Here is a 20,353-nt window from a genome sequence, read left to right as displayed (position 1 = left end):
TCCTAAGATGACCGTGGATTGCCTTGAAAGAGGGTGTAGGGCAGCTTGAAACCTCAAGCATACCCCATATACCCTAAATCATTCAGAAGGTCACAGTCAGCGATATTACTTAGTTATTTCTATCAATAAGTCTCCAGTACTGATCGCTTCTCCATCTTTTACATAAATATCTTTGATGGTCCCGGAGAATGGTGCTTGCACGGTGGTTTCCATTTTCATCGCTTCCGTAATGATCAGGTGATCACCCTGCTTGACCTGATCTCCTTTCTCGACCACTACACGAATTACCGTACCTGGCATTGTCGCACCGATTTGTTCTTTATTTTTTGAATCAGCTTTTACTTTTGATACAACGGAAGATTTAATGTTTTCATCCTTGATGATCACTTCACGTGATTGACCATTCAACTCAAAATACACAACCCGTGTTCCATCAGCCAATGGCTGGCCGATTGAAACCAATTTTACGATAAGCGTTTTACCCTTTTCGATTTCAACTTCGATTTCTTCCCCTAACCTCATACCATATAAGAAAGTCGCGGTATCGAGGTTGGAAACATCTCCAAACAACTCAATCGTTTTATTGTATTCCAGGAATACTTTTGGATATAGGGCATATGCAAGCACATCGAAATCAGTGACTGCCCGTCCCAATTCCTTGAATAATTCTTCTTTAAGTGCTGCAAAGTCCACTTCTTCCAATAACTCACCCGGTCTTACCGTTATAGGTTTCTTCCCTTTCAGGATAACTTCCTGAAGCTCTTTAGGGAATCCCCCAACTGGCTGACCTAGATAGCCTTCGAATAACTCTATGACTGAATCAGGGAAATCGATGGATTTACCTTTTGTCAGAACATCCTCTTCAGACAGGTTATTTTGGACCATGAATAAAGCCATGTCCCCAACAACTTTGGATGAAGGAGTCACTTTAACGATATCGCCGAACATTACATTGACGCGCTGATACATCTCTTTCACTTCATGCCAGCGGTCTCCCAGCCCAACTGCTTTGGCTTGCTGCTGCAGATTACTATATTGGCCGCCCGGCATTTCGTGTTTGTAAACCTCGGTATGAGGTGCATTCATTCCGCTTTCGAAGTCATGATAGAATTTCCTGACCTCACCCCAGTATTCTCCTAAACGCTCTAGTGAATCGACTTCCAACTTAGGCTGTCTGCTTGAACCCTCCAATGCATAATGAAGTGTTTGTACACTTGGCTGCGAAGTCAGTCCAGCTAAAGAACCAATCGCCGTATCAACGATATCCACACCGGCTTCAATCGCTTTAGAATACATGTAAATTCCATTTCCGCTTGTATCATGGGTATGCAGATGAATCGGAAGGGATGTCGATTCTTTCAGTTCCGAGACAAGGCGGTAAGCAGCATCAGGCTTCAAGAGGCCGGCCATATCCTTGATCGCTAAAATATGGGCACCGGCTTGTTCCAATTCCACCGCCATATTTTTATAGTAGTCGATATTATACTTGCTGCGTGATGGATCATTCAAATCCCCTGTATAACAAATTGCAGCTTCTGCAATTTTGCCGGATTGACGGACTGCATCAATAGCCAATTCCATCCCTTTAACCCAGTTTAAACTATCGAAGATACGGAAAACATCAACGCCTGCATCCGCTGATTTCTCTACGAATTCACGAATGACATTATCAGGATAATTTTTGTAACCAACTGCATTTGAAGCCCTTAAAAGCATTTGTAATAGGACATTCGGTGCTTTTTTCCTGAAACTTAACAGCCTGTCCCACGGATCTTCTTTCAAGAAACGATATGCGACATCGAAAGTTGCCCCGCCCCACATTTCCATTGAAAATAAACCAGGAAGCAGTTTTGCTGTAGGTTCTGCGATATCAAGGATATCTTTCGACCTAATTCTCGTCGCAAGTAAAGATTGATGTGCATCACGGAAAGTCGTATCGGTGATCAATACCTCTTTCTGTTCTTTGATCCAATTGACCAGTCCCTCTGCTCCTTGCTCTTCAAGTATATTTTTTGTACCCGAGATAAGCGGGAGGCCACCAACATTCGGAATTGGTGCTGGATCAAAAACAGGTTTTTTCTTTTTCTCGACTCCCGGGAATCCATTCACGGTCACATTTCCGATATATGAAAGCATTTTTGTCCCACGGTCTTTTCTAATTGGGAAGCTAAATAATTCCGGTGTTGAATCAATGAATGATGTATCATATTCCCCATTAATGAATTTTTCATGTTTTACAACATTTTCAAGGAAGGGGATATTTGTTTTAATACCACGAATCCTGAATTCCTTAAGGTTACGAACCATTTTGGAAGCTGCCTGCTCAAATGAAAGCGCATGAGTGGAAAGTTTAACGAGAAGGGAATCATAATATGGTGTGATGACCGCACCTTGGAACCCATTCCCTGCGTCCAGACGGACACCGAATCCCCCACCGGAACGGTACACCATCATTTTCCCGGTATCAGGCATGAAATTATTCAATGGATCCTCGGTCGTCACCCTTGATTGAATCGCGTATCCATGAGTTTTAATGCCTGCTTGTTCGGGAATCCCGATCTTCTTGCCATGGAGCTCATGCCCTTCAGCCACCATGATTTGAGATTGAACGATATCAATGCCCGTAATCATTTCAGTGATCGTATGCTCAACCTGCACCCGTGGATTGACTTCAATAAAGTAAAATTCGCCATTTGCGACAAGGAACTCGACCGTACCAGCGTTTACATAATCAATATTTTTAGCCAACTTGACTGCTGCTTCACAAATCCTTTCCCTTAAATCTTCGGTAAGGGAAACGGAAGGTGCCACTTCCACAACTTTTTGATGCCGTCTCTGAACGGAACAGTCACGCTCATATAAATGGACGATATTCCCATGAGTATCAGCCAAAATCTGAACTTCGATATGCTTCGGATTTTGTATGAATCTCTCTACATAGACTTCATCATTACCAAAAGCTGCTTTAGCTTCTGATTTTGCGCGATCATAAGCCTCTTCAACTTCTTCGATTTTTCCGACAATTCGCATTCCGCGTCCGCCGCCGCCTAATGATGCTTTTATAATAATTGGAAAACCGTATTGTTCACCAAATTCCTTGACTTCTTCAACACTGGTCACCGGTCCATCGCTACCAGGGATAACCGGAATATCCGCCAGTTCAGCTTGTGTTCTAGCTTTTACTTTGTCACCAAACATATCTAGGTGTCTTGATTCTGGTCCGATGAAGATTATGCCCTCTTCCTCACAACGTTTCGCAAATTCAATATTTTCTGAAAGGAAACCATAACCGGGATGAATCGCATCGACGCCACTCATTTTGGCAATCGCGATTATGCCTTCAATATCCAGGTATGCATCAATCGGCTTTTTGCCTTCCCCGACCAAATATGCCTCATCCGCTTTATATCTGTGATAAGAACCATAATCTTCCTTTGAATAGATTGCAACTGTGTGAATGTCTAATTCCGTACAAGCCCGAAAAATCCTTATCGCTATTTCCCCGCGATTTGCCGCAAGTACTTTTTCTATACGTTTCCCCATTGCTACCACCCTAATCAATATGTATTTTTATTGAATATATAGAAAAAAAGCGTGAAAGATTTCCACCACTTTTTATTCATGAATTGATTTCCCAAATAAGGAGTCCAATCTGTTTAAGCTCATTTTATCGCTGATGTAATTATTTCGATATATTTTATATTTTCGTTATTCACATCCGATAAAGACTAAAAAGAGCCCTATACCATTACCTAATTAAAATTTAGCTATAATAATATATTATCAATTTGATTTAACATTCAATTAATATAACAATAATACTAAAATTAACTGAATACAATAAAAAAATAAAAAATTACATATATTCGTATAAAAAAACAGGGAATTAGATCTGACTCCCGTACTATCGATCCATTATTGATCAAAGCCATATGACCGGAAAATCCCACATGTTTAATGCATGATTGGGAATTTTTAAAAAATGGAAGATGACTATTGAACTTAGATCAAAAATTCAAAAGAATAAGAAAACTCAAATTGAGCTTCTGTGAATTAATTAGTATGTCACTATTAAAAAGTAGTATAACATTATTCATTAATTGTGTATATAAATAAAAAACTCAAACAATCATCGAGATTTGTTTGAGTTAGTATGTTTTATCTATTATTTTTTTAACGATGCTTCATGCAAAACTGACAATTCCTGTTCAAGGGTTTCCAAAAGGGATTTACCCTCGGTCTCCTCTACCAAACCTAAGCGTACGGCAAAATCGATTTCTCGTGATAGGCCGAACATTTGCGTATCAAGTACCTCTTCATATAAAGGACATTGAGGCATAGTGAGATTTTCCATTTGAACTTTTATCAGTTTTAGAATCTTGTCAGCATCTGCTTTTAATAAAGCATAAGCTTTTTCTCGATGATTGACAAGCATATCAGATGCCATGTTAAATCCCCCCGCTCAGAGCGATTAAATCTTATCTCTAAATTCTACCTTTAGTTTTATGAAAAAGCAAGGACATTGACAAACAATTTGCCTTTGAGATATCACGATCCCCTCTCAAATGAATATACCCAGCCATGGAATTTGTTCACCATCTTGAAGATGTGACATTTCAATTATAATTGATTATAATCATTAAAGAGCAACAGAAAGGAATGAGATATTTGGAACCCATCGTATTTATAAATGGAAAAGTGAAATATCCAATTACGCTAGATCCTGGAGTATGGATTTTTGATGACCGTAAAGTTGAAATCGATACATATTTCCACGCTGAAAGAGTCCAAGTCAATGAATTAGAAGAATATACGATTGCCGCCTCCAAGCATTGGCAAAAAGAAATACAGGAAGGCGCAATAATGCCACCCACTATAAAAACGGAACGAAAGTTCGAGAAGCAAAGATTGCTGGAAGGGACTTTCGGCATCCCTTTTGAACCTTTTTTAAAAAACGCCGAACCTGAAAATGGGGTGACCGAAGTCATCGTTACAACCGATGATGAGGAGCTTACATTCCCGTTGGAAACGGCACTTGAATTTTTCCTGGGCTTTTCCAAGGATGGAAAGCCGCTTAAAATATCCGAGGGCGGCCCCCTGGAAATTTATTTCGGAGACGCTTCCAACATCAATGAACCGATAAAAAATGTACGGTCTTTCACCGTTAAATAATACTTCGTTCATTCTTGCCAAAAATTTTGGCAATCGGCAAGGGAAATCCCTTGCCGATTGCATTATAATAGTGTAGCTGCCAGTTGTGCCAATCCCGATCTTTCCCCTTTTATCAATTTAACATGGCCGGCAATACGCTCGGTCTTGAATTTTTCCACAACATAGGTCAAACCATTATTATATTCATCTAAATAAGGATGATCTATTTGCTCCGGGTCCCCCATTAAGACAATTTTGCTCCGTTCGCCTACCCTCGTCAAGATTGTCTTGACCTCATGTTTCGTTAAGTTCTGCGCTTCATCGATGATGATGAACTGATCCGGTATGCTCCTTCCCCTGATATAGGTGAGGGCTTCAACTTCGATCGAACTCATTCCTGCTAAAATCGCATCCAATTCCCCAGGTTTTTTCGTATTGAACAGAAATTGGAGATTATCAAAAATAGGCTGCATCCATGGTCTTAATTTTTCTTCTTTTTCCCCTGGCAGATAACCAATATCTTTACCGACCGGAACAATGGGCCTGGCAACCAAAAGTTTCTTATATTGCGACAAATCTTCAGTTTGCATCAACCCTGTTGCCAATGCCAATAAAGTCTTGCCTGTCCCCGCCTTACCAATGAGCGTCACAAGCTGGATATCCGAACGAAGCAACAAATCAAGGGCCATGGTCTGCTGGACATTTCTCGGTTTAATTCCCCAAATATGCTCCCCTTCATACATCAATTTCTTAACGGTCCTGCAGTTCTCATCCACTATCCCAATCGCCGAAGCTGAACTGCCCAGCGTGTCCTTCATCAACAGGAATTGATTTGGATAATATGCATCTTTTGTCAGTTCTTCCAGTGAAAGAAAACTTTTTTCATAAAACTTATTCAGGTTATCAATCGATACATACACTTCCTTGTGCCCAGCGTATATATGATCCAGTTCTACAACGCGATCATTTAAAAAGTCCTCTGCCTCTAGACCGATGGCGTCAGCTTTAACCCTGACTAGAGTATCTTTGCTAACAAGAATGACCGTTTTTCCATCTTCCTTCGTCTCTTCTTCCAAAGATAAATTTTTCGCGACTGCCAATATCCTGTTATCATTCGTTTTCTCAACAAAAATTTCCTGAAGTTTGTGAAATGAACGGTGGTTGAGTTCAATCCTTATGCTGCCACCATTATGAAGCGGAATGCTCTGATGCAGCTTTCCTTTTTCACGAAAGCTATCGATCAATTTCGATACTTGCCTGGCATTCCTTCCGATTTCATCCATATATCTTTTTTTTGAATCCAATTCTTCTAATACGACTGCTGGAATGACAACTTCATTATCTTCGAATGAATAAATCGAATACGGATCCTGCAACAGGACATTCGTATCTAAAACATATATTTTTTTCCCCAATATGACGCCTCCTGCCTGCTCTATAGGATATGTCTTACCATTTACTACACTCAGCAGTTATGTAGCGGACGAGACTGTTGATAAAATATATGTTCCTTTGCATAAAGATAGAAGAACATTTACAGACTATAAAGAAAACTTCCAGCAAAGAATGCAATCCCCACCATTGATTTCTCCATGTTTGGCTGCATTTTATACTCAGTTGCATCAGACTAGGTAGCGATGGACAGGCTGGAACCAAAGGAAAACATTAAGGAGGTTTTACATTGCAAAAAATCATATTGTCGCTCGCTGCTGTTCTGTTGATGTCAGGTTGCACAATGGATAATAAAAATGAAGTGTCTGAAAATAATGCGCAAAACAATATAACGAAAGTCAATAATACGACCATTAAGGAAGCAGACAGGAATACAGGTCAGCAAACAGCGGAGAGACTCACCGGTTTGGCTAAGTCCATTCCAGAGGTGAACGATGCCACCGCAGTCGTACTTGGCAAATACGCCATCGTCGGAATAGATATCGACCAAGATATTGAGCGTTCACAGGTTGGGACTATAAAGTACTCAGTCGGAGAAACTTTAAAACATGATCCTGACGGTGCAAATGCCATCATCGTCGCTGACCCGGATTTAAATGAGCGGATCAGGGAGGTGGCCAAAGATATTAAAGACGGCAAACCGGTAACCGGGATACTAAATGAACTCGCTGACATCACAAGTCGAGTCATCCCGGAGGTTCCTGGTGATATTTTAACCCCAACGCCATCTAAGAACATCGAAAAGGAAAAAAATAAACTTGATGATGATACGGAAAGAAAAGAACTCGATAAAGAGCAAAATGATCAATCCAATCACTTTAAAGAATGAATTTACCCGACCCGAAGTGAATCTTCGGGTCTTTTTCATACCTAACAATCAACTTCAACTGTTAGTTTCACTTTATCCTCGTTTTACCATAAAAATATTGGTATACTTAAAAGCATATTCAAATTGAAGTGAGGTTCAACTAATATGAAGGTTAAATGTGTAATATGCGATCAAATTGAATCTATTCCCGACGATAGCCCGGAAGCAAAGAAACTTCGCAACCGTCCTATACATACCTATATGTGCAATACATGCAACCAACGCATTGAAGAGCGTACGAACGAACGGATTGCCACCGGTAACTTCCGTCTTTACCGGACGATCAAAAATGAAGATGAATGGTAGAACTTTCCACAAGGTTACTCTGATTGGCCTGATCAATGGACTTCTGCTTGGATGGATAATGAAGTGGGTCGAAATGCTATCCGGTAAACAAGTGTATAAGCTTTTATTGAATGTGGATTTCCTCCCCCTAATTGGAGCCGTTTCCTGGAGTGAGGAATCATTATTCTTTTTCCATCTCCTTTTCTCACTGGCAATTACGTATAGTTACGTTTATATACTACATCCTTTGAAAGCTTTCAGGAAATGGAACAAATACGCACTTGCTTTTATCACGATCATTCCCGCCATCATGCTTTACTTCCCACTATCGGCGCTGTCAAAAACAGAAGTTGTCCTTCCTTCTGATTTGACAGCTTTCTTTTTGTGGACAATCTTACATCTTTTTTACGGACTTTCCCTCCCTAAAGCAATATAAAAAAGAACCGTGCGTAAATCGCACGGTTCTTTTATCATTACTCGATATTTTTATACTTTTCTGGCTCTAACTGAATTTGGTCCAACATGATATCAATCAATTCAATCGGATAACGCTGCTTCTTCATTTCGTCTCCCAAAAGGTACTCGACGAAATAAAAAGGTTCTGTTTTTGTAACCGAATCGATTATCACCTGATGATCGTCTTTCAGCATCTGCATGAAAAACATTTCTGTATCGCGTGCAGCTGAATCATCAGGCCTTGCATCACAGACAACTTTGATCGTCAACCAATTGTATAAAGCATCCTGTAATGATTTCATCATCTTAAGCCTGTTCTTCTTTTCTCGAATTATGAAGACGGATCCTATAGATCCCCAGAACAAGCGAAGCGATGACTAATGCCTCCCCCATAGGGAGAAACACCGCAAAGAAAGAAAGAAGGGTACATCCAAGTGCCATTACCACATAAATGACCACATTTTTTAGCAATGGTAACTTTTTGGCAAAACCTAACTGATAGACAAGGATGCATAATCCAAAGACCGTCAAATATAAATACCACATTCCTGCTTCAGGGTTTTCATCCACTCTGTACAATGCTGCAAAAAATGATAATCGCTCTTGGATATCCAATCTTTTCTCCTCCTCTTGCTATTTATTTTTCTTCAACAGCAACTTTTTTTCTTTTAGCTGCTCTTTCACGCTCGTTTTTATCTAGAATTTTTTTACGAAGGCGGATTGAATCCGGAGTTACTTCACAGTACTCGTCATCGTTCAAATATTCCAGAGCTTCTTCAAGGGACATGATTCTTGGTTTTTTCATGGAAGAAGTTTGGTCTTTATTTGCTGAACGCATATTTGTCATTTGTTTCGCTTTAACGATATTAACAGTCAAATCGCTATCACGGTTATGTTCCCCGACGATCATGCCTTCATAAATATCCGTACCTGGCTCAACGAAAATAACACCGCGGTCTTCTACTTGCATAATACCGTATTGTGTCGTTTTTCCTGATTCCATGGATACAAGTACACCTTGGCGTCTTCCGCCGACTTGACCTTGTGCCATTGGTTGATAGCTGTCAAATGAATGGTTCATGATACCATATCCGCGTGTAATCGTTAAGAACTCAGTTGAATAGCCAATAAGTCCGCGAGCTGGGATCGTGAACAGTAAACGAACTTGACCGCTTCCGCTGTTGATCATATCCAATAATTCACCTTTACGGGCTCCCATTGATTCCATGATCGAACCAGTGTGCTCCTCAGGTACGTCGATTTGTACACGTTCAACCGGCTCACAACGGACGCCATCAATCAAACGAACGATAACTTCCGGTTTAGAAACTTGCAGTTCATAACCTTCACGTCTCATGTTTTCGATCAGGATGGAAAGGTGAAGCTCCCCACGACCTGAAACAATCCAGACATCCGGAGAATCAGTATTTTCGACTCTTAAGCTGACATCAGTCTGTAATTGGTTTCTCAAACGCTCTTCAATTTTACGGGCTGTGACGAATTTACCTTCACGGCCTGCGAATGGGCTGTTATTTACAAGGAAAGTCATTTGTAATGTTGGCTCGTCAATACGCAGGATAGGTAGAGCTTCAGGATGCTCGGTCGGACAAACCGTTTCCCCTACGTTAATATCCTCCATACCAGAAACGGCAATTAAATCACCGGCAACGGCTTCTTGGATTTCAACTTTCTTCAAGCCAATATAACCAAAGATTTTCGTTACACGGAATTGTTTAACCTTCCCATCAAGTTTCATTAATGAAACTTGTTGACCTACATGCATTTTACCGCGGAATACACGGCCAACGCCAATACGTCCTACATAATCATTATAGTCAAGTAAAGCCACTTGGAATTGAAGCGGTTCATCTGAGTTATCAATTGGTGCAGGGATCGTTTCGACGATTGTTTCGAAAAGTGGGGTCATGTCTTCTTCTTGTTTAGCAGGATCTGAATCCAAGCTAGCAGTACCAGCGATACCTGAAGTGAAGACAACTGGGAAGTCTAATTGTTCTTCTTCAGCTCCTAGTTCGATGAATAAGTCAATTACTTCATCGACCACTTCATTTGGACGTGCAGAATCTTTATCGATTTTGTTCACGACAACGATTGGCGTGATCTTTTGTTCCAATGCTTTTTTCAACACGAAGCGAGTTTGCGGCATACAGCCTTCATATGCATCAACAACAAGTAGAACGCCATCAACCATTTTCATGATCCGTTCCACTTCACCACCAAAGTCGGCATGACCAGGTGTATCCAAAATATTGATTCTTGTATCTTGGTATTGAACTGCTGTATTTTTCGCAAGAATCGTAATTCCGCGTTCTTTTTCAATCGCATTAGAATCCATCGCACGTTCTTCCACATGTTCATTTTCACGGAAAGTACCAGATTGCTTTAGCAACTGATCCACTAACGTCGTTTTACCATGGTCAACGTGAGCAATGATGGCTATATTACGAATATTTTCTCTTAATTTCAAAAAATTCACTCCTAAAAAAGTTTGTGTAAAACGTATCACTAGTATTAACTTACATATTATATCACAAACATACTAGAAACAAATACAGAAATTATGTACAATAGATATATTAGGGGTGATATTAATGAACATTAAATGGAATTTCTTAATATTAGCGGTATTGGCAACATCCAGCATTGGCTCCATTGGCATCTTCATTGCTGAAAAAAGCTTGATTGGAATATTAGCTGCAATCGTTATTCTTTGCGGAATCATGGGGTTCGGTTTCACCCAGAAGAAGAAATTACGTGAAGCCGGGAAGTTATAATATAAAAAACTCGCTGACAGACAGCGAGTTTTTTTTTGTTAATTATTTCTATCCGAGACATTTATCATGGCCGCAATCAGTCCTTGATACTAATGGCTGGAGTTTCCTGATAAGTATTTTTCAAATACTTCGTTGTGTAGCCCTGGTTTTGATACGAAAAGTGAGTCGCCTTTTAAAAAATCCAATTTGTCACCTTTAATATTACTAACTTCCCCGCCCACTTCCTCGACCAGTAAAACTCCCCCGGCAAAGTCCCAAGGCATGAGTCTCATGGTTATGTATGCATCAATCCTTCCAGCGGCCACGAATGCCAGCTCCAACGCTGCCGAGCCATAAGAACGTGTTCCTCTTGCATCCCGGACCAGCGGTGCCAAAAGACTCGGGTCGATCCTCCGGTTTTCCGTTACCCAGCTTGCATTAATGGAAATGATCGCTTTGCTTACCGATGCCTCTTCAAGAGATGGGAGCCTTTGATCATTCAGAAATGCTCCTTGTCCCTTAATCACATGATATAATTCATCACTAAAGACATCATAAACCATGCCAATCTTTCCGATGCCATCCACATAAACCCCAAGGGAAATCGCAAAATTCCTCTGTTGATGAATGAAATTCAAAGTTCCATCAATTGGATCGATGATCCACACCGTACCTTTTAGGTCTTTAATATCATTGCCCATTCCCTCTTCACCAAAAATGCGGTGTTCTGGAAAAACTTCGCCAATTTTTTCGCAAAAAAACTTTTCTATCCCCTTATCCATATTAGTTACCAAATCATTCGGATTCGTTTTCATTTCAATATTCAACTTGGTTTTGAAGGACGCCCTTAGCCGAGTACCGGCTTCTTTCATCCATAACTTCGCATATGTATCCATTTCCTTGACCGATGCCATTATAATATCCCCGTCCTTTATGATCAGAAACTACATTAAAATGATCCTCTTTTAAAGATTAAAGCAAATATAGCTTGCCTTCAAGCTTTTAACATCTTAAATTTTCCATTTTTTTAACTGATGAGGAAAGAAGGTTCCTTGACTGCCCATCCATTAATCGTAATCATGTTTTAGCCAGCAAGAATATTCTCCCTTATTTGACGTTCCCCTTCCTTATTAAAGGGACTTGATACAAAATGATATTCCACCTTATATATATTGGACATTTAATGAAAAACGGACACATTATTTTTTAATAAAATAAAGTGTCCGTTCATCTATAATAAAATTCCTTGTATTGAAATTGATTCATTTCCTTAATTCATTCTCCTTCAAGGTCTCTGCAGCCAATCATTTACAAGGCTTTCAGTTTCAACAATTCCAAGCGGATGCGTTCTAGTCTTTGCTTGCATTGTGACCTCTTTTGGTCATTCTCTTCACCGATTGCTTCAAAAAGGGTTGCTAATTCATAGTCCATTTCCATTCTTAACACTGCAGCTCTATGTCTTTCAACTTCTTTAGCTTTTAATGCTTGGTTCATGACTTGTTTCATAATTAACATTCTCCCTTCGTTAATTAACGTAATTTTCTGAATTTATATTATCATATGACTTCCTACCTCAAATAGCAACTAATTTGTGCTTAAACCTATAAGGAATTTTTCATTGCCAACCCGAATCGTATTTTTTAAATTTTACTTTTACTTATGCTACAATATGTGCAGATATTACGGTAGGAGAGATGAAAATGAATATAGAAAGTTTTACAGCAGATGATTTTGATGTTTTTAAAATTGATGGATTGGAACCACGCATGGATGCTTAAAAGAACGGATCCAGCCTAAATTACAAGCCCTGGGAGAGCACTTTTCTCAAAAACTCTCAGTTATGACCGGCGATGAAATGCACCCTCACGTTGCAAAGCATGCTAGACGGACAGTGAATCCCCCAATGATACATGGGTTGCTCACAAAGTATAACTTCTATAATTCATTGTCCTTACTTGGTTTTTATTTACCCCTACCTAATTCAATCTAAACTTCACGAAGGAGATTTTCGATAATGCAATTTGAAGGATTCACGAAGAATGATTTTGATACATTTAATATAGAAGGTCTTGACGAAAGAATGAAAGCGATTCAAGAACGGATTCAACCGAAGTTCCAATCGATCGGGCAAGCGTTGACGGACGAACTTTCCGTGAATCTTGGGAACGAAATGTTTTTGCATATTGCAAAACACGCACGTCGAAGCGTCAACGCCCCGAAAGATACATGGCTTGCGATAGCGGCAAACAAACGGGGATATAAGCAACACCCGCATTTTCAAATTGGATTATTCGACGACCATGTTTTTATTTGGCTTGCGTTCATTTATGAATTGCCGAACAAGACGGAAATCGCAAAGACGTTCTTGAATAATTTGGACAAAATAGAAAAAAGAGTTCCAAGCGATTTTGTTGTATCCCTTGACCACATGAAAAAGGACGCAATATCAATGAAGGAAATCGACTTGAAAGCGTCACTTGAACGTTTTCGGGACGTCAAGAAAGCGGAATTCCTAATTGGACGACACGTTGCGGCAAACGACCCGATCTTGACGGACGGCAACGCATTTGTGAAACTTGCGAAAGAAACGTTTGAAACGCTTATTCCATTATATAAATTAGCATATAAATAAAAAAAGCGTCTTCGCCCGCTATGCTTGAACGGGTTCGGACGCTTTTTCATATGCCTTTTTATTTATCCAAGAATTGAAATCCTCATCCGCTTCATCACTTGGCTCATTACTTCTAACCGTGGCGGTCAACTTTCCAACCTTAAACATCTTGTTTCGTATAAGTTCTTTTTTCATTTCGAATTCCACCTTTTCGGTTGATACCGAAGTTGTGGTTTCAAAACGGGTGATTGTGACGGTCGGAAAGAATCTTTTTGAATTCACACGGGAAGGCGTCAAGTTCGTTGGATACTGCGTCCGTCCAGAAGCTATTTGAAACGCCGTGAGTCGAGAAAACGGGTCTAAACGGACTATAATCGTTCAACTTGAGTGAAATATGTTCCAACAAAAAAAGACAGAGATCACCACCGCCGTTATAATTCGAGTTCTTGTTCCCGTGTACCCGATAAGTATTTTATTGAATACTGGTCGGAGAAATCAATCAACATTCCTGAAGGTAACGGTTTGTCCTTCGATATGAGAACTCTAAACGTTCTTGATTGTCCAGCCGTATATAAAGAAGGTCTTTCAACAATGAAAACCCGATTCGCCCCACGGTTCACCGTTAACAAAGATTTCTTTTATGTAGAACGTCAACTGAACTTTTGTTTACAATATTAGTTTAATAAACAAAAGGACGGGCAATCGCCGTACCTTTTATTGCCGTTTTCTTGATTGCCTTTTCAATTCGTTTTACGTTTTTTTCATGAATTGCTGATACAAATAGCAGCAGCTTTATTGAAGGATTTGAAATTCGCACGTTAACGTTTAAATTTCGTTCGATATTCTTCCCCTTGTAAAAATATACTCCGAAGCGATTTCAAACGGTGGTAAGTCGGCGGGTAAATCGTTTAAATTACTCTTTACGTCATTCCGTTCCAAAACAACAAAGGACGCCCCCTTTATTCGGATTTGTTGAATGACGCTTGCTTCTTGCCGCCAAGATATTTTTGAATCGTGTGTGTTTCGGGAATGCTTTCGTCCGCCATTTCGAATGCCTTATCGACTTGTTCGAATAGTTCTTCGATCGTTCCGTTGTTGTGGATATCGAAATCAACCTTGAAGTTTTCGACGTGCTTACAAAAATGCGGGTTGCCCCGAACACGTTGTTTTGAAGGCGTTGCGGGCGGATATGGAAGACTTTTCGAAGAAGTTGTTCAATGTTACCCAAGACGAACAAAAAGCGACTAAGGGCGGCAAGGCTTTGATTGCAATACAAATGGAATCGGTCGATAAGTCAAAGGAAAGAATTGATCGGATTAAAGACCTATTCATTGACGGAATCATTGACCGTCCAGAATTCGAGAAACGTAAGAAAGTCGAAGAAATGAAAATTCAAGCGGCTTCGAAAGAATTGGAACGTCTTTCGCAATCGAATGATTTTGTTGACGAAGTGAAGCGGAAAGAACGAATGAAGTTTTGGAAGGAAATCGATCAAAATAAACTATTTGAAGAAGGTCTTTCGGTGAAGGAAAAGAACGAAGGATTCAAAAAACTAATTGAACGAATCGAATATAAACGTGAAGGCGATATAATTGAAATCAACGTAATCTATAAATAAAAAACGGCGGCGGTCATTTCGACCCCGCTTTTTGTTTTGCCGCATTTCCAAATCGGGTTATGGGAAACGCATATGTTCATCTGGTATGCCGTCATTTACGAAGCCCCTAATAAAATGGAAATCGGAAAGCATCTGGAGCAGCAGGCAGACCGATTGGTGAATAGCATTCCCTCCCATTATGTATGGTCAATGGACCATACATAACCTGATGTCATCCCTCACGATGGTCTTGGAGTAGATGATTTGAATTCAATGTTCACCCGTTTGCAAACGGTAAAGAAAGCCGAAATCCTATGCGGTATAAAAATTTCCCGTGATGACGCTATTAAGTTAAAAGATGATGATTTCATTGAAACCATTCAAGATGCGTTTGAACATCTTTTACCCTTATATCAATTAAATTAAACACATTGATTCCTATTCGGATCCAACAAAAACTGGATAATATAAAAGGAGAGCCTTAAAGCTCTCCTCTGACTGTAGACAAACTCGATAATCATTGGGTTGATCTACAGTTTTTTTAGGTTTTTAAAAATTTGACCGTTGCCTCCAGGCACTCGCTTTCCACGGGCGATCCGGCGCTTTTGCACCTGCGGGGTCTCCACTGGACACGCTTTTCCGCCAGAGTCTCGTACACCCGCCCCAATCAACTATGTTTTAAGATAGAACTCCTTTTTGCCTATAAACTAAGGGCAGCCTGGGAGTCTCTCCATCCCTATTTTTGCACTAAGCCTTTGCTTGCTTGAATCAAGTCTCTAATTCGGTCTTCCTTGCCTGTCTCGAAGCATTCAATGATCTTGCTGCCGACAATGACTCCATCGCAGTATTGTATGGCATCACGGACATGTTCTGTAGTCGATATGCCGAACCCGGCAAGAACGGGAACCGGACTTATCTCTTTTACCTTCTTTAAATAGCCTCCAAGTTCTTCTCCGAAGGCGTCACGGGCACCTGTGATCCCTTTGACTGTAACTGCGTAGATGAAACCCTCCGCCCCTGCGGTAATCTCAGTGATGCGCTCTTGCGGAGACGTGAGTGTCACAAGTCGGATAAGAACGATCCCTGCAGTTTTGATTGATGAAAAGATGGCTTCTTCTTCAATCGGTAAATCGGGGATGATGCACCCGGAAATTCCTGCTCGAAGACAGTCAGTCGTAAACTCTTTAAGTCCATATGCCAGGATTGAATTCGTATATCCCATTAAAATAATGGGGATGTTCACATCATTTTTGATTTCCATTACTTTTTTGAGAACATCTTTTAAAGTTGTTCCATTTTTCAAAGAACGGATTCCAGCTTGTTGGATAACGGGTCCATCAGCGACCGGGTCAGAGAAAGGTATACCTAGTTCAACGGCAGTCGCCCCGCTGTTTTCAAGGAAAAGAAGCTGACTCTTTAACCGATCAAGACCTCCATCACCTGCCATGATATATGGTATGAATGCTTTTTCCTGCTTTGTTTGACATTCTTCAAGCGCATTTGTTAATTTATTCATGTTCACTACCCCCCATCAATGATTGGACCGTTTCAACATCTTTATCACCACGGCCGGACAGGCAAATCACCAGTCCTGTTCCTTTCTCCATTTCTTTAGCAAGCTTTAAACCATAGGAAATGGCATGTGAACTTTCTAAAGCAGGGATGATCCCCTCCTCCCTTGAAAGCATCGCTAGGGCTTCCAATGCTTCATCATCGGTTACTGAAGTATACTCCACCCGATTCGTATCTTTTAAGTAACTATGTTCAGGCCCTACCCCTGGATAATCCAGCCCTGCCGAAATAGAATGTGCCTCCTGGATCTGACCGTCCTCGTTCTGCAAAACATACATGAATGCCCCGTGGAGCACCCCAGGCTTCCCTTTCGTCAAACTTGAAGCATGTAACGGTGTATTAAGTCCATGCCCTGCCGCTTCCACTCCGTATAACTTTACCGTTTCGTCCTCAATGAAGGGATAAAACATCCCCATTGCATTACTTCCTCCGCCTATGCATGCAACTACTGCATCCGGCAGGGAATGAACCGCCTCAGAATATTGACGTTTTGTTTCATTCCCTATCACGCTTTGAAAATCACGGACAATAACGGGGAATGGGTGCGGACCAAGAACTGATCCCATTATATAATGGGTGTCATCCACATTAGCCACCCAATATCGTAACGCTTCATTTACTGCATCCTTCAGTGTCCCGCTTCCTTGTGATACAGATATGACTTTGGCTCCCAAAAGCTCCATCCTGAATACGTTCAATTTCTGTCTCCTGATATCTTCTTCTCCCATAAAGATGATGCATTCCAACTTCAGCAAAGCACACACAGTCGCCGTTGCAACCCCGTGCTGTCCTGCACCCGTTTCGGCAATCACTTTTTTCTTGCCCATTTTCTGAGTCAGCAAAGCCTGGCCGATCGTATTATTTATTTTGTGGGCTCCAGTATGATTCAAGTCTTCGCGCTTCAGATAAATGTCTGCACCGCCAGCCAGTCTCGTTAAGTTCTCCGCAAAATAAAGAGGGGTTTCCCGACCGATATATTGTTTCAGGTAATAACTTAGCTGCCTTTGGAATTCTGGATCATTTTTAGATTGTTCGTATACTTCTTCAAGCTCCGTAATCGCCGCCATTAAAGTTTCTGGAACGAAGCGGCCTCCATATGCTCCAAAATGTCCAGTTTTATCAGGCTGTGTATAAGTATTCATCTATTCATTCCTCTTTTCCGGCTGTATTTTTTGCCTCATTGATAAATGCTTTCATTTTTACAGCATCTTTTAATCCGTTTGTTTCAACACCACTTGCTACGTCAACTGCAAATGGTGAAACGGCATTAATCGCTTTTCCGACATTTTCCGGAGTCAGCCCACCGGCTAGAATTACCTTCTCCAGTGGCAGATCAGCTTTTCGAATCATATCCCAATCCAAAGTCAATCCCTTGCCGGATGCGCTCTTAGGAAGATCGACCAATAGATAATCCGCTGGGTATTCATGCAGGTTTTCAAGGTCTTTCTCTGAATGGATGGCAAAGGCCTTGATCACCGGCAGGGGCATTCTGCGGGCAAAGCTGGCAGACTCGTTACCATGAAGCTGAATATAATCCAATCCCGCAATTTCAGCACTTTTTATCACTTCTTGTTCAGTTTGATTGGCAAACACTCCGACCTTTTTAACATGACCAGCTAGATTCGCTCCGAAATCTCCTACTATCTCCGGCTCAACCTTCCTGCTGCTCTCGGCAAAAATGAAACCAATGAAGTCTGCTCCGGAACTAACAGCAGTCTGAGCAGCTGCCAAAGTCTTTATCCCACAGATTTTCACTAACATATTAATCTCCTTATATACTCATTTGCAGTTCGGCCATCTTGTGCGGAAGATTTGATGCAGTCATGAGTGTCTCCCCGACCAAAACCGCTTTTGCACCAGCAACCTTCACACGCATTACGTCTTCTTTTGTTTTGATCCCACTTTCACTGATAATGATATGTCGTTTGGGATCAAGTAACTTCGCCAGTCGTTCCGTTACAGCCAAATCCACTTTGAAGGTCTTTAAATTCCGATTGTTAATCCCTATGAGCTCTGCATTCAGCTCTAGAGCACGTTCCAGTTCGGCTTCATCATGGATTTCCGTCAACACTTCAAGTCCTTTGTTTTTTGCATATTGATATAATTCATGAAGGCGTTCTTTAGAAAGTGCTGCCACAATCAATAGAATGATAGTCGCACCTGCTTGATGGGCCCGATCGATTTGGATTTCATCGATGATGAAATCTTTGCACAACCTGGGAATTCGTATGGCCTCGCTTACGTTTTTCAAATCTGCAATTGATCCTTTAAAGAAAACCTCATCCGTCAATACGGATATCGCTGCAGCTCCGCCACTTTCATATGAAAGGGCCTGCTCGATGGGATTTACATTGATTTTAATGTCCCCTTTTGAAGGGGAAGCCCGTTTTATTTCCGCGATGACCGCCATCGATTTAGCCGTTTTCAAATTTTCCACCAAAGATGGTCTGACTATGTTGATCATGACCGAATCATCTAAGCCCCTTTCTTTTAATTTTGCGACTTCCACCTTTTTCTGTTCGATAATTTTCGTTAAGATATTTTCCATTACATGACCACCTTATTTCTATTGCCATAAGCAATCAGATTTTCTAACTTTGCAAGAGCCGATCCGCTATCAATGCTTTCTTTGGCCATGGAGATTCCTTTTTTGATCGTCGCTGCCGTACCATGTGCGTATAGCCCCAATCCGGCATTCAATAAAACGGTATCACGATATGCACCTTTTTCCCCTTTGAGAAGCCTAAGCATGATATCGGCATTTTGTTTGGCGTCACCGCCACGGATGGCATCATTTCCGTAAACAGGCAGATCCACTTCTTCAGGATGAAGCGTAAATGGGATAATATCTCCTTGCTCCAAAAGGACGAGTGAGTTTTCACCCTGCAGGCTCGCTTCATCCATGAACCCGGCACCATTTATCACGACTGCGCGTTTCCTGCCCAATTTATGCAGGACTTCCGCAAAAAGCTCGAGCATATCGCGTCGATTGATTCCCATTAATTGCGTGTCGAGTTGGACTGGATTTGTCAGAGGACCGATAAGATTAAATATCGTCGGGATTTTCAGTTCTTTTCTCACTTTCATTATCCTTGCAATATTAGGATGAACAGATGGGGCAAATAAGAATGTGATCCCATTTTCCTCCAACAGTTCCTTTAACATGTCAGGCTCCAAGTACAAATTAACGCCTAATGCTTCCAATACATCCGCACTTCCCGTTTTGCTTGAAATGCTGCGATTTCCATGTTTGGCAACCTTGACACCGGCCCCAGCAAGCACGAAGGCCGATGCTGTGCTTATATTGAAGCTTTGTGACCCATCTCCTCCCGTTCCGCAATTATCCATTACATTAAGGGAGCTTGTTTGTACACTTCTTGCTTCTTTTCTCATGACTCTGACAAGGCTTGCTATTTCACCTGCCGTTTCCCCTTTGGCTTTTAAGGCAATGATGAATGCTGCCATCTCGCTTTCGGAGATATCTTTAGAAAATAACGATTGGGCTGCTCTGCTCATCTCTTCTTCCGTCAATGTTTGACGCTCTGCTAACTTCGCTAAATACTCCTTCACCGCTAACTCCCCCAGTCGTT

At 41.0% G+C, this 20,353-nt stretch carries 22 protein-coding genes and 1 pseudogene; 9 read left to right on the top strand and 14 right to left on the bottom strand.

The annotated features are described in order from the left end of the window. Positions 1-105: 105 nt before the first annotated feature. Positions 106-3,543, bottom strand: coding sequence for a pyruvate carboxylase (gene pyc / locus MHB45_RS05270; RefSeq protein ID WP_072272692.1), 3,438 nt, complete (start codon positions 3,541-3,543; stop codon positions 106-108). 622 nt (positions 3,544-4,165) lie between these two features. Continuing rightward, positions 4,166-4,447, bottom strand: coding sequence for a YlaN family protein (locus MHB45_RS05265; RefSeq protein ID WP_034313996.1), 282 nt, complete (start codon positions 4,445-4,447; stop codon positions 4,166-4,168). Between the two features lie 221 nt (positions 4,448-4,668). Between MHB45_RS05265 and MHB45_RS05260 the strand changes: the two genes are divergently transcribed. Then, positions 4,669-5,172, top strand: a complete 504-nt coding sequence (locus MHB45_RS05260) for a hypothetical protein (RefSeq protein WP_048684525.1) — start codon at positions 4,669-4,671, stop codon at positions 5,170-5,172. 62 nt (positions 5,173-5,234) lie between these two features. Here the strand turns inward: MHB45_RS05260 and MHB45_RS05255 are convergent, their stop codons facing one another. After that, complete coding sequence (locus MHB45_RS05255) at positions 5,235-6,566, bottom strand: PhoH family protein (RefSeq protein WP_048684523.1); 1,332 nt, start codon at positions 6,564-6,566, stop codon at positions 5,235-5,237. 266 nt (positions 6,567-6,832) lie between these two features. Between MHB45_RS05255 and MHB45_RS05250 the strand changes: the two genes are divergently transcribed. The 3 genes from MHB45_RS05250 (at position 6,833) to MHB45_RS05240 (ending at position 8,192) form a co-directional block, all read left to right on the top strand. Further along, complete coding sequence (locus MHB45_RS05250; RefSeq protein ID WP_072272691.1) at positions 6,833-7,432, top strand: YhcN/YlaJ family sporulation lipoprotein; 600 nt, start codon at positions 6,833-6,835, stop codon at positions 7,430-7,432. 144 nt (positions 7,433-7,576) lie between these two features. Further along, positions 7,577-7,777, top strand: a complete 201-nt coding sequence (locus MHB45_RS05245) for a YlaI family protein (RefSeq protein WP_072272690.1) — start codon at positions 7,577-7,579, stop codon at positions 7,775-7,777. Then, positions 7,761-8,192 (top strand): hypothetical protein, encoded by a 432-nt coding sequence (locus MHB45_RS05240; protein ID WP_081088555.1) that lies wholly within the window; start codon positions 7,761-7,763, stop codon positions 8,190-8,192. The genes MHB45_RS05245 and MHB45_RS05240 overlap by 17 nt, the downstream gene beginning before the upstream one ends. Positions 8,193-8,229: 37 nt before the next feature. Here MHB45_RS05240 and MHB45_RS05235 read toward each other — a convergent pair whose 3' ends face one another. The 3 genes from MHB45_RS05235 to typA are packed head-to-tail and all read right to left on the bottom strand — an operon-like array spanning position 8,230 to position 10,697. Continuing rightward, positions 8,230-8,514, bottom strand: a complete 285-nt coding sequence (locus MHB45_RS05235; RefSeq protein WP_034315418.1) for a hypothetical protein — start codon at positions 8,512-8,514, stop codon at positions 8,230-8,232. 4 nt (positions 8,515-8,518) lie between these two features. Further along, positions 8,519-8,827: a YlaH-like family protein gene (locus MHB45_RS05230; RefSeq protein WP_034314008.1), complete on the bottom strand. Its 309-nt coding sequence runs from the start codon at positions 8,825-8,827 to the stop codon at positions 8,519-8,521. Between the two features lie 22 nt (positions 8,828-8,849). Continuing rightward, a complete protein-coding gene (typA, locus tag MHB45_RS05225) occupies positions 8,850-10,697 on the bottom strand; it encodes a translational GTPase TypA (RefSeq protein WP_048684521.1) in 1,848 nt (615 codons plus the stop codon). Positions 10,698-10,821: 124 nt separating this feature from the next. On the opposite strand from typA, the gene MHB45_RS05220 reads away from it, so the two are divergent. Then, the gene (locus tag MHB45_RS05220) at positions 10,822-11,004 is read left to right on the top strand and encodes a YlaF family protein (RefSeq protein ID WP_034314013.1); all 183 of its coding nucleotides are present in this window, start codon (positions 10,822-10,824) and stop codon (positions 11,002-11,004) included. Between the two features lie 89 nt (positions 11,005-11,093). Here MHB45_RS05220 and MHB45_RS05215 read toward each other — a convergent pair whose 3' ends face one another. Then, a complete protein-coding gene (locus tag MHB45_RS05215) occupies positions 11,094-11,897 on the bottom strand; it encodes an inositol monophosphatase family protein (protein WP_048684518.1) in 804 nt (267 codons plus the stop codon). A 394-nt stretch (positions 11,898-12,291) separates the two neighbouring features. Beyond that, complete coding sequence (locus MHB45_RS05210) at positions 12,292-12,489, bottom strand: hypothetical protein (protein WP_034314018.1); 198 nt, start codon at positions 12,487-12,489, stop codon at positions 12,292-12,294. 247 nt (positions 12,490-12,736) lie between these two features. On the opposite strand from MHB45_RS05210, the gene MHB45_RS28220 reads away from it, so the two are divergent. Then, the gene (locus MHB45_RS28220) at positions 12,737-12,973 is read left to right on the top strand and encodes a DUF1054 family protein (protein ID WP_422395105.1); all 237 of its coding nucleotides are present in this window, start codon (positions 12,737-12,739) and stop codon (positions 12,971-12,973) included. A 24-nt stretch (positions 12,974-12,997) separates the two neighbouring features. Next, on the top strand, positions 12,998-13,615 hold the full coding sequence (locus tag MHB45_RS05200; protein WP_048684513.1) for a YktB family protein: 618 nt from the start codon (positions 12,998-13,000) through the stop codon (positions 13,613-13,615). Between the two features lie 18 nt (positions 13,616-13,633). Here the strand turns inward: MHB45_RS05200 and MHB45_RS05195 are convergent, their stop codons facing one another. Next, the gene (locus MHB45_RS05195; protein ID WP_153246131.1) at positions 13,634-13,789 is read right to left on the bottom strand and encodes a hypothetical protein; all 156 of its coding nucleotides are present in this window, start codon (positions 13,787-13,789) and stop codon (positions 13,634-13,636) included. Positions 13,790-14,783: 994 nt separating this feature from the next. Here MHB45_RS05195 and MHB45_RS05190 point away from each other — a divergent pair. Both MHB45_RS05190 and MHB45_RS05185 read left to right on the top strand, forming a co-directional pair. Then, positions 14,784-15,212 carry a hypothetical protein gene (locus MHB45_RS05190; protein WP_161922704.1) on the top strand — a complete coding sequence of 143 codons (429 nt, stop codon included), beginning with the start codon at positions 14,784-14,786 and terminating at the stop codon, positions 15,210-15,212. 36 nt (positions 15,213-15,248) lie between these two features. Next, positions 15,249-15,617 (top strand): annotated as a pseudogene (locus tag MHB45_RS05185) (DUF1054 family protein). A gap of 310 nt (positions 15,618-15,927) precedes the next feature. On the opposite strand, the gene trpA reads toward MHB45_RS05185, so the two are convergent. From trpA to trpD, 5 genes are read right to left on the bottom strand one after another with little or no spacing between them, the layout of a single operon-like run. Next, a complete protein-coding gene (gene trpA, locus MHB45_RS05180; RefSeq protein ID WP_072272688.1) occupies positions 15,928-16,707 on the bottom strand; it encodes a tryptophan synthase subunit alpha in 780 nt (259 codons plus the stop codon). Continuing rightward, entirely contained in the window at positions 16,700-17,905 is a 1,206-nt protein-coding gene (gene trpB, locus MHB45_RS05175; protein WP_048687064.1) for a tryptophan synthase subunit beta, read from the bottom strand. Before trpB ends, trpA begins: the two co-directional genes overlap by 8 nt. A 4-nt stretch (positions 17,906-17,909) precedes the next feature. Further along, positions 17,910-18,524, bottom strand: a complete 615-nt coding sequence (locus MHB45_RS05170) for a phosphoribosylanthranilate isomerase (RefSeq protein ID WP_053534304.1) — start codon at positions 18,522-18,524, stop codon at positions 17,910-17,912. 10 nt (positions 18,525-18,534) lie between these two features. Continuing rightward, positions 18,535-19,311, bottom strand: coding sequence for an indole-3-glycerol phosphate synthase TrpC (trpC, locus tag MHB45_RS05165; protein ID WP_048687067.1), 777 nt, complete (start codon positions 19,309-19,311; stop codon positions 18,535-18,537). Further along, entirely contained in the window at positions 19,311-20,333 is a 1,023-nt protein-coding gene (gene trpD, locus MHB45_RS05160) for an anthranilate phosphoribosyltransferase (RefSeq protein ID WP_048687068.1), read from the bottom strand. The genes trpC and trpD overlap by 1 nt, the downstream gene beginning before the upstream one ends. Between the last annotated feature and the right edge of the window lie 20 nt (positions 20,334-20,353).

This window comes from Peribacillus sp. FSL K6-5616, from assembly GCF_038008245.1.
In the GTDB taxonomy this organism is placed as follows: Bacteria; Bacillota; Bacilli; order Bacillales; family DSM-1321; genus Peribacillus; species Peribacillus frigoritolerans.
This window is presented reverse-complemented; position numbering and strand designations above follow the sequence as displayed.